7 protein-coding genes and 4 tRNA genes are annotated in these 9679 nt (G+C 60.7%); 10 read left to right on the forward strand and 1 reads right to left on the reverse strand.

All coding sequences use genetic code 11. From position 1 onward, the window contains the following. The first annotated feature begins 264 nt into the window (after positions 1 to 264). The 7 genes from ACFSJC_RS02985 (at position 265) to ACFSJC_RS03015 (ending at position 7491) form a co-directional block, all read left to right on the forward strand. Positions 265 to 2067: a tetratricopeptide repeat protein gene (locus ACFSJC_RS02985; protein ID WP_386023011.1), complete on the forward strand. Its 1803-nt coding sequence runs from the start codon at positions 265 to 267 to the stop codon at positions 2065 to 2067. After that, positions 2064 to 2957: a 4-(cytidine 5'-diphospho)-2-C-methyl-D-erythritol kinase gene (gene ispE / locus ACFSJC_RS02990; RefSeq protein WP_386023014.1), complete on the forward strand. Its 894-nt coding sequence runs from the start codon at positions 2064 to 2066 to the stop codon at positions 2955 to 2957. Before ACFSJC_RS02985 ends, ispE begins: the two co-directional genes overlap by 4 nt. Positions 2958 to 3012: 55 nt before the next feature. Beyond that, positions 3013 to 3087: transfer RNA gene (locus ACFSJC_RS02995), tRNA-Gln, on the forward strand. Between the two features lie 46 nt (positions 3088 to 3133). After that, complete coding sequence (locus ACFSJC_RS03000) at positions 3134 to 4087, forward strand: ribose-phosphate diphosphokinase (protein ID WP_386023017.1); 954 nt, start codon at positions 3134 to 3136, stop codon at positions 4085 to 4087. A gap of 135 nt (positions 4088 to 4222) precedes the next feature. Further along, positions 4223 to 4840 (forward strand): 50S ribosomal protein L25/general stress protein Ctc, encoded by a 618-nt coding sequence (locus ACFSJC_RS03005; protein WP_386023020.1) that lies wholly within the window; start codon positions 4223 to 4225, stop codon positions 4838 to 4840. A gap of 105 nt (positions 4841 to 4945) precedes the next feature. Continuing rightward, positions 4946 to 5530 carry an aminoacyl-tRNA hydrolase gene (gene pth / locus ACFSJC_RS03010; RefSeq protein WP_386023023.1) on the forward strand — a complete coding sequence of 195 codons (585 nt, stop codon included), beginning with the start codon at positions 4946 to 4948 and terminating at the stop codon, positions 5528 to 5530. Between the two features lie 479 nt (positions 5531 to 6009). Then, on the forward strand, positions 6010 to 7491 hold the full coding sequence (locus tag ACFSJC_RS03015; RefSeq protein WP_386023026.1) for an OmpP1/FadL family transporter: 1482 nt from the start codon (positions 6010 to 6012) through the stop codon (positions 7489 to 7491). A gap of 71 nt (positions 7492 to 7562) precedes the next feature. Here the strand turns inward: ACFSJC_RS03015 and ACFSJC_RS03020 are convergent, their stop codons facing one another. Continuing rightward, complete coding sequence (locus ACFSJC_RS03020) at positions 7563 to 8900, reverse strand: UDP-glucose dehydrogenase family protein (protein ID WP_386023029.1); 1338 nt, start codon at positions 8898 to 8900, stop codon at positions 7563 to 7565. Between the two features lie 277 nt (positions 8901 to 9177). Here ACFSJC_RS03020 and ACFSJC_RS03025 point away from each other — a divergent pair. From ACFSJC_RS03025 to ACFSJC_RS03035, 3 genes are all read left to right on the forward strand, one after another. Further along, a tRNA-Tyr gene (locus tag ACFSJC_RS03025) sits at positions 9178 to 9262 on the forward strand. Positions 9263 to 9358: 96 nt separating this feature from the next. Beyond that, positions 9359 to 9432 (forward strand) — tRNA-Gly (locus tag ACFSJC_RS03030). A 37-nt stretch (positions 9433 to 9469) separates the two neighbouring features. Further along, positions 9470 to 9545, forward strand: a tRNA-Thr gene (locus ACFSJC_RS03035). Positions 9546 to 9679 lie beyond the last annotated feature (134 nt).

Genomic DNA, 9679 nt, shown 5'->3' on the forward strand with positions numbered 1-9679 from the left:
AAAACGCGGTGATTCTAACAACCTTTCGGATGAAATTCTTAGCGGCTGCTCCCAGGGCGCGGGCGTTAAATGACGGCGGCTTGATGTAGCGCATTCACTTTTCGGTTTCCGCGCCCGATGCGCTGGCCATTGGCAGCGGATTTTGCCGGCGTCATTATAGGGCGACTGTTGGGGTAAGGAACCGCTTGGTTATACTGCGATCCCAATTGGGCAGGTCGAGTTCGCAACGCACCCTCATCACGGATCCATCATCGCATGTCACCCATGTCTTCGTTTCCATCGTCCCTTGGTCTGGCGGTTCTTTGTGTCCTGTTCGTCGTTTCGCCGACGCAGGCGCTGAGCGATTCGGCGGCTACCGCTGGCGGGTCCACGGGCGCGAGCGTCGACTCCGTCGTGTCCGATGCCGATCCGCCCGCGCGGGGGTTGACGCCCGATCAGGTCTACGCGGTTCTGGTCGGCGAATTCGCGGGCCGGCGCGGCGATATGGCGACCGCCTTCGCTTACTATTATCGGGCCGCTCAACTGACCCGCTCGGCCCAGATGGCCGAGTTGGCGGTTCGTGCCGCTATCAGTGCCGATGACGACGAGGCGGCGGGGAAGGGGATCGCGCTCTGGCTGGAGCTTGCGCCCGATGCCGTGGCGGCCAATCAGGTTGCCGCCTTCCTGCGCATCAAGGCCAAGGATCGCGAGGGTGCGCTGATTCATTTGTCTCGACTGGTCGGCTTGAGCAAGGACAAGGACCCTTCGGCCTCGCCTTTCTCGCAGGCGGCAGGGATCGTCTCGCGCGTGCCGGACCCCGAAGAGCGGGTCGAACTCATGCGGGCGCTGGTCGAGCGCTTCCCCGAGAGCGCCGATGCCCAGCAGTCCCTGGCGATGGTGGCGGCGAGCGCCTCGCGGTTCGAGGCAGCGGACAAGGCCGCGCGCCGAGCGATGGCGCTGCGCCCCGAGTGGGACGTTCCGCGTCTCTTCTTGGTGCGCATGAAGCTGTCGCAGGGACGGCGGGATGAGGCGAGATCGCTTCTCGAAGATTTTGTGGTCCAGCGTCCGGACGACCGGGCGTTGCGGATGCTCTATGGCCAGTTCCTGGTCGAGGACCAAGAGTTTGCGCGTGCGCGCGATGTCTTCGAGCGTCTATTGGGTGATCGCCCGGATGAGCCCGATGTCCTGTTCGCCGCAGGTGTGTTGTCGCTTCAGCTTGATGACGTGGATGGCGCGCGGACCTATTTCACCCGTCTCCGCAAGACCGGCGAGCGCCAGGACGAGGCCGCCTTCTATCTTGGGCAGACGGAGGAGCGCGCCGGCGATCCGCAGGCAGCGCTCGGCTGGTACGCCAAGGTAAGCGGCGCCAACGTCTCCGACGCCAAGGTGCGTATGGCGCTGCTGCTAGCCAAGTCCGGCGACGTGGTCAAGGCGCGTGAGATGCTGCAGCGGCTGCGGGATCGGTCTCCCGAGGACGCGGTCTCGCTCTATATGGTCGAGGCGGAGATCCTCGACGAGGTCGGGCAGCGCGACGAGGCCATGTCGGTCTATACGTCGGCGATCGAGAGCCGCAGCGATGATCATACTCTGCGCTACGCACGTGCGCTCTACGCGGTCAAGCTCGATCGGCTGGCGCTCGCCGAGCGGGATCTGCGCCGCATCATCGCCGAGGATCCCGATCATGCCGATGCCTTGAACGCGTTGGGCTACACCCTGGCCGATCGGACCGATCGCTATCGCGAGGCGCTGGGCTTCATCGAGCGCGCCTACGCGCTCAAGCCGGACGAGCCCGCGATCCTCGATAGCATGGGATGGGTGAATTTCCGTTTGGGCAACTATGAGGTGGCCCGCGACTTCCTGCGTCGGGCGTTGGATAAAATGAGTGACGGTGAGATCGCCGCGCACCTGGGCGAGACTCTGTGGGCCTTGGGGCGTCGCTCGGATGCCTGGGCGGTTTGGGATGCCGCTGCCAAGGAACACCCTGATCATCAATATCTGCGGGAGGTGATCGGGCGTCATCGTGTCTCCAGGACCGATGCCGAGCCGTCCGCAGCGAACCCGAAGACCTCGAAGGAATCCTCCAAATGATTGAACGATCGACTGCCGATCTCGGCGCGCCCTGGCCCGCGCCGGCAAAGCTCAACCTGATGCTACGGGTCGTTGGTCGGCGCGCGAATGGCTATCACGAGTTGCAAACGGTCTTCCAGTTCATCGATCGATGCGATCGTCTCTGGTTCGATATCCGTGACGACGGGCGGGTCAGGCGTCTGACCAGTGTGTCGGGCGTTCCAGAGGACGAGGATCTGACCGTGCGCGCGGCGCGCGCGCTTCAGGAGGTGACCGGTTGCAGGCTCGGGGTCGATATCCGCTGCGAGAAGGTGCTCCCGATGGGCGGGGGGCTTGGCGGCGGAAGTTCCGATGCGGCGACGACCCTGGTCGCCTTGAATCAACTGTGGGGAACCGGGCTGGACGAGGACGCCTTGTCCGAGATCGCCTTACCGCTCGGGGCCGATGTGCCTGTTTTCGTGCGCGGACGCGCGGCCTGGGCTGAAGGGGTCGGCGAGCGCCTTTCTCCGGTCGAGCTCCCTCAACCCTGGTATCTGGTGTTGGTGCCGCCCTGCTCGGTTTCGACCAGGGATGTTTTTTGTCATCCTGAATTGACAAGGGATTCCGCTTGCATCAAACTAGAGGACTTCTTGAGCGGGGATGATGTCAACGATTGCCTTCCTGTCGTGCGTCGGGAATATCCTCCGGTCGAAGCTGCGCTCGCGTGGCTCGATCATTCGGGCGGCGGTCGGTTGACCGGGACCGGCGCTTGCGTCTTTGCGGTGTTCGATGGCCCCGAGCGGGCATCGGATGTCTGTCGGCAGGCGCCTTCGCATCTGCGAGGATTCGTCGCTCAAGGCTTGAACCGATCGCCATTGCTCGACCGGCTCGATCAGGAAATCGCCAGTCCGTCGCTGGCCGCTGACTCATGAAGCGGCCTATCGCCTCGGCTAGCGCGGGCTCATCTCGTGAGCCCAAATCACATATTGGGGTGTCGCCAAGTGGTAAGGCACCGGGTTTTGATCCCGGCATTCCCAGGTTCGAATCCTGGCACCCCAGCCAATTATCCCAGACCTCGCCTTATCGTCGAGTCGACAGGAAAGTGCCCGTGCCCGCCAGCCAACTGATGGTTTTCTCCGGGAACTCCAACCCGGGGCTGTCCGCAGAAATTGTCTCTCACCTCAACCTCCCGCTCGGCAAGGCCGTCGTTGGTCAGTTCAGCGATGGCGAGGTGATGGCCGAGATCCAGGACAATGTTCGAGGTCGCGATGTCTTCATCGTGCAGCCGACCTGCGCGCCGACCAACGACAATCTGATGGAATTGTTGGTTATGGTCGATGCCCTGCGTTGGGCCTCGGCCAAGCGGATCACGGCTGTAGTCCCCTATTTCGGCTATGCCCGGCAGGATCGCCGGCCGCGCTCGGCGCGCGTGCCGATTACGGCGCGACTGGTCGCGAAGATGATCTCTCAGTGCGGCGCGGATCGCGTGCTGACCGTGGACCTGCATGCCGACCAGATCCAGGGCTTCTTCGATATCCCGGTCGATAACGTCTATGCCTCGCCGATTCTGCTGGGCGACGTTTGGCGTCAGGAGTACGAGGATCTGATGGTGGTGTCGCCCGACGTGGGTGGCGTGGTGCGCGCGCGTGCACTGGCCAAGCGTCTCGACGATGCGGACCTGGCGATCATCGACAAGCGTCGGCCGCGTGCGAACGAGGCCCAGGTCATGAACATCATTGGCGATGTCAGCGGTCGGACCTGCGTGCTGGTCGACGATCTAGTCGATACGGCCGGTACACTGTGCCGAGCGGCTGAGGCGCTCAAGGCGCACGGCGCCCGCAGGGTCGTGGCCTATTGTACCCATCCGGTGTTGTCCGGGCCGGCGGTGGACAATATCTCGGCCTCCGAGCTCGACGAGCTGGTCGTCACCAATACCATTCCACTGCGTCCTGCGGCGGCGGCGTGCGGAAAGATTCGTCAGTTGAGCATCGGCGAGTTGTTGGCCGAGACAATGCGTCGAATTTCGAACGAAGAGTCCGTCAGTTCGCTGTTTGTGGATTGATGTTTCGTGCGGACTGACGCTTCGCGCGGATAGAGCCGTCGAGGCTGTTGCGGGTGTCGCTGACGCCCGCGTTATAGCGCCGGGTCCTGGTCGCGGGATCCGGCGCCTTTCGTTTCATTCAAGTGGAGAACGCCAATGAGCGTGAATTTCGACGTTATCGCGCAACCTCGTGAGACGGCAGGGAAGGGTGCGAGCCGCCGCCTGCGTCGCACGGGCCAGGTGCCGGTCATTCTGTACGGGGCCCATCAGGAGCCCGAGATGCTTTCCGTTGCACACAACGAGCTGCTGAAGCATCTCGAGAACGAGGCGTTCTATTCGCACGTCCTTGATCTTAAGGTTGGCGACAAGTCCACCAAGGTCGTGCTCAAGGATATGCAGCGCCATCCTTCGAAGCCTTTCGTTCTGCATGTCGACTTCATGCGCGTCTCTCAGGATGAGAAGCTGAAGATGGTGGTGCCCCTGCACTTCCTGAATGAAGATACCTGCAAGGGCGTCAAGGCGGGCGGTCTGGTCTCGCACAACATCACCGAGATCGAGGTCGTCTGTCTGCCGAAGGATCTGCCCGAGTTCATCACCCTGGATCTGTCCGAGCTCGAGATCGGTGCGGTCATCCATCTGTCCGAACTCGTGATGCCGGAAGGCGTTGCGCTGTCGCACGCACCGGAATCGGATGAGCCTGTGGTTGCCATCCATGGCCCGCGTGGCGGCGACGAGGAGGAAGGCGAAGCGGAAGGCGAGGAAAGCGCCTCCTGATTCGCGTTCTGGCGGTCTTTTCGATCGCGGACCGAAGCGACGCCCTGCGAGGGTGCCGTTTCGGTCTTCTTCCGAGTCTTTAATCGATCTATTGGGTTGGAAGCGATGGCAGAAGTGGGGATTCGGCTCATCGTGGGCCTTGGAAATCCTGGGGCTCAATATGAGGCGACGCGCCACAATGTGGGCTTCTGGTTCGTAGATGCCATCGCCGAGGGTTTTCGCGAATCCTTTCGGACCGAGTCCAAATTCCACGGCGATCTCTGCCGGGTCACGCTTGCGGGCTCGGATGTCCGTCTGCTCAAGCCGATGACCTATATGAATCGCAGCGGCCAGTCCATTGCGGCTGTCGCGCGCTATTTCGACATCCTTCCCGAGCAGATTCTCGTCGCCCACGACGAGCTGGATCTTCCTGTCGGGGCGCTGCGTCTCAAGCAGGGGGGCGGGCACGCCGGCCACAATGGCCTGCGCGATACCATCTCCGCGCTTGGAACCCGCGACTTCTGGCGTTTGCGGATCGGGATCGCTCACCCTGGCGATCGAACGCTCGTGACCGGCTATGTGTTGGGCCATCCGTCGCGTGAAGACGCCGCGAGCATTCGGGATGTCCTGATCGATGCCGATCGCCGCCTCCCCGACCTCGTCGAGGGCAAATTCCAACTCGCCATGAATGCGCTGCATTCGCAGCGTTAGTGTTCTTTCTCGCCCCTAAAGGCGGCAGTCGGTTCGGCTTCGCCGATTTAGGTGTTGCCTGATCCCCTCCTTTTTTCGGGTTTCTCGATACCCGAGCTGCAGGCTGCTTGCTGAGAACCTCTTGTTCCTGGCGGCCGATTTTCTCTCACGCCCGCCTCTTTTCGTTCCCTTCTTTCCGTTTCCTGTTGCCTTTCGATGGGGCCGATGCGGTTGCTGTCCTCGCGCATATAAGAAAATTTAAAAATTCGAATAGTTTGAATTTTTAATCACTTTGACAAGATGTCCCGGCGCATCGAACATCGGCTGAGAGTCGGTGTTGCGTGTTCTTGTGTTCGGCCGTTTCGGTCGCAAAAGAAACGTCTCTTTGACTCTGCTTTGCGAGATCCGACCTCTTGTGAGGCCAAGCGTTGAGTCGGTCGGTTGACAACATAATTCGAGCGCTCGAACGGGGTCGCTCATATCCGAGGGGGCAGTGTCGTATGAAATCAAGCATCAAGGGTGCGCTGGCTGTGGCCGTCACCGTCGTGGTCGGGTTACCGTCTACGGCATCGGCGACGAACGGGTATTTCTCGCACGGTTGGGGAGTGAAGTCGAAGGCGATGGCCGGAGTGGCAACGGCCTTGCCTCTGGACACGTTGGTTTCAGCGACCAATCCGGCAGGTATGGCCTTCGTCGGTGACAGCTTCGACGTTGGCGTGGCCTTTTTCAGCCCCTCGCCCCGAGGATATGAGGCGAATTCCGACTATGCGACACAGCAGGTTCAGACCGCGAGTGGATCGATCACCATGCCTGCGGGGAGCTTTGTGACTCCGGGCAACTACGAGAGCGGTCGTGATTGGTTTCTGATTCCCAGCTTCGGTTACAACCACCGGCTCGATGAGCGGAGCTCGATCGGCGTGAGCGTCTTCGGCAATGGCGGTATGAACACCAAATACAAGAAGCGTGCCCCGTTCGAGAATTTCGCGGCCTATCCGAATCAACGCATCGGTGCCTATCCCGATGGCAGCATGGGGCCGCTCTACGATTTCTCGTCGGGGCGGCCGGTGCCTGTTACGGATCCGATCGATGGGACCGTCAACGGCAATCCGAACGGTCTCTATTCGGCTACGACCCCGACCGGGATCAATCTCGAACAGCTGTTCATCGAGATCCCTTATTCCTACAAGCTTAGCGATGGCAAGCAGTCGATCGGCATCGCGCCGGTGTTCGCCATCCAGCGTTTCGAGGCAACGGGGTTGGAGCCCTTCAAGCAATTGTCCGTCAGGCCGGACAAGGTGACCAACAATGGCGTCGACTGGAGCTACGGGGTCGGTCTGCATCTCGGCTGGTACGGCGAGATCAATGACCGGCTTGCGCTCGGCGCTTCTTATCGAACGACCGTGTGGATGTCCAAGTTCGACGATTATGCGGGGCTGTTCGCAGATGGCGGTTCCTTCGATATCCCTGCGATGTTCAATTTCGGTCTGGCCTTCAAGGCTCAGCCGAATCTCACCCTGGCATTCGACTATCAGCACATCTTCTATGACGAGAGTCACTCGATCGCCAACTCGAACGATGTCGACGTTTCGGCTTGTCAACGAGGGGTGGTCAAGCCTTCATATTGTCTCGGGGCCAACTCCGGTGTCGGATTCGGCTGGGATAGCATGGATGTGCTCAAGCTGGGCGTGAAATACGACCCGAATGATCGCCTGAGCCTCATGGCTGGCGTCAGCTACAACACGGACTTCCTTCGGTCTGATCGTCAGGCGCTGTTCAATATCTTGGCTCCGGCGACCGTGCGCTGGCATTTGACCGCTGGTGCGGCCTATCGCGTGAACGAACGGGATGAGTTCTCCTTCTCGATCGCCTACATGCCCAAGGAAACCCTCGATGGGAGCAGTCCGACACTGACTCAGAACCAGACCGGCAGTCTCTATATGGAGCAGTTGGAGTTGGGGGTGGGGTGGTCTCATCGCTTCTGAGTGAATCGCCAGGCGACGGTTGATCCGTCGTCTGGCGGCGCGACCGGGTCGATGGTCCGGTCGCGGTCGGTTCAGGAGGGGGTTAGGGGGCGTCTGCCGATTGAAACGTAGGTCAATCCGGCGGCGTTGGCCTGGGATCCATCCACGGCGTTGCGACCGTCGAAGATGACCGGGTGTTTTAGGTTGGCCTTCAATGCGGGGAAGTTTGGGCTTCGGAATTGAGCCCATTCGGTCACGATCACCAGTCCATCGGCACCCTCCGAGGCCGACATGGCGTCATCCGTCAGGGTCAGGTCCGGGCGATCTCCATAGATGCGGTTGGTCTCTTCCATGGCGACAGGATCGAAGGCGCGGACTTTGGCGCCAGCTTTCCAAAGCAGTTCCATGAGGACGCGGCTCGATGCCTCCCGCATGTCATCAGTGTTGGGCTTGAAGGACAGGCCCCAGATCGCGAAGGTTCGGCCGGCGAGATCGCCGTCGAAATGGGCCTTGATCTTATCGAACAAGACCTCCTTTTGGCGGAAATTGACCGCCTCGACGGCGTGCAGTAGTTGGGCGTCGTAGCCCAGGCTCCGCGCGGTCTGCTCTAAGGCGCGAACATCCTTGGGGAAGCACGAGCCGCCGTAGCCGCAGCCAGGATAGATGAATTGGTAGCCGATGCGTGGATCCGAGCCGATTCCGACGCGGACGCTCTCGATATCGGCTCCGACGGTTTCGGCGATGTTCGACAGCTCGTTCATGAAGCTGATCTTGGTTGCCAGCATGGCGTTGGCTGCGTATTTGGTCAGCTCGGCGGACTTGATGTCCATCAGCATGAGGCGGTCGTGGCTGCGGTTGAAGGGGGCGTAGAGCGCGCGCAGCAGTTCGGCCGTGCGGGGGTTGTCCGTGCCGACGATGATGCGGTCGGGTCGCATGAAGTCGTCGATTGCTGCCCCTTCCTTGAGGAATTCCGGGTTGGAGACGACGTCGAATTCGACGTCTGCGCCGCGTGCGGCCAGTGTTTCGCGCACAACTGCGGATACCTTGTCGGCGGTTCCGACGGGAACGGTCGATTTGTCCACCAGGATGCGGTAGGAATCCATATGCTCGGCGATGCTCTTGGCGACGGCGAGCACGTATTGAAGGTCGGCCGAGCCATCCTCGTCCGGAGGCGTTCCGACGGCGATGAACTGGAAGAGTCCGTGTTTGACGCCGGCCTTCGCGTCGGTCGAGAAGGTCAGTCTGCCGGCTTCCCGGTTGCTCTTGATCAGCTCTTCGAGGCCGGGTTCGTAGATGGGTACGCCGCCGCTGTTGAGCAGATCGATCTTCTTGGGGTCAATGTCGATACAGAGTACATTGTTGCCGACCTCGGCCAGGCAGACTCCAGTGACGAGGCCGACATAGCCGCTGCCAAAAATCGTGACATCCATCGGGTTCGATTCTCCTGGTGCGGAGCTGTAAATGATTCGAGTCGTGGATGTTAACAGCTCATCATGACATGATGACGGTTCTGTTCTATATGTCGGCAGGGTGCAGGGCGCCTGGTGCGACGCGTCATCGACAGGATAGATGATTGGAGATGCCTCTTGCGGTTCGTCGGGGGCCACCGCTGGCGCTGGTCGTTGCCTTCGCTGGACGTCTGGAAAACTTGGTGCGATTTTTCTGTTGACGAAAGGCTGAATGGTCATTAGACTGCGCAGCTCGTTTGGAGGGGTTCCCGAGCGGTCAAAGGGATCAGACTGTAAATCTGACGGCTCAGCCTTCGGAGGTTCGAATCCTCCCCCCTCCACCAAGTTAGAAGGCCATACGTCGGCTCTGTGGTGCGTTGACGATGTCGTCACAAGGTTGTGATCGCCTGCGATCGTTGAGTTTGCAGTTGGCGTGCCTTGCGGGTGTAGTTCAATGGTAGAACCTCAGCCTTCCAAGCTGATGGTGTGGGTTCGATTCCCATCACCCGCTCCATGTTCGCGTGTTAGACGTAGAAGTGGTTTGTAGTTTTGCCCATGTAGCTCAGTTGGTAGAGCACACCCTTGGTAAGGGTGAGGTCACCGGTTCGACTCCGGTCATGGGCTCCATTATCTGAGGACCCTGGCGTACTCTGGGGTGCGACTTGTCGATTTGATACATGCGGGGAGCCGTTCATGTCCAAAGAAAAATTCCAACGTAGCAAGCCCCACGTCAACGTCGGCACCATCGGCCACGTCGACCA

The organism is Thiorhodococcus fuscus (assembly GCF_042682685.1).
In the GTDB taxonomy this organism is placed as follows: domain Bacteria; phylum Pseudomonadota; class Gammaproteobacteria; order Chromatiales; family Chromatiaceae; genus Imhoffiella; species Imhoffiella fuscus.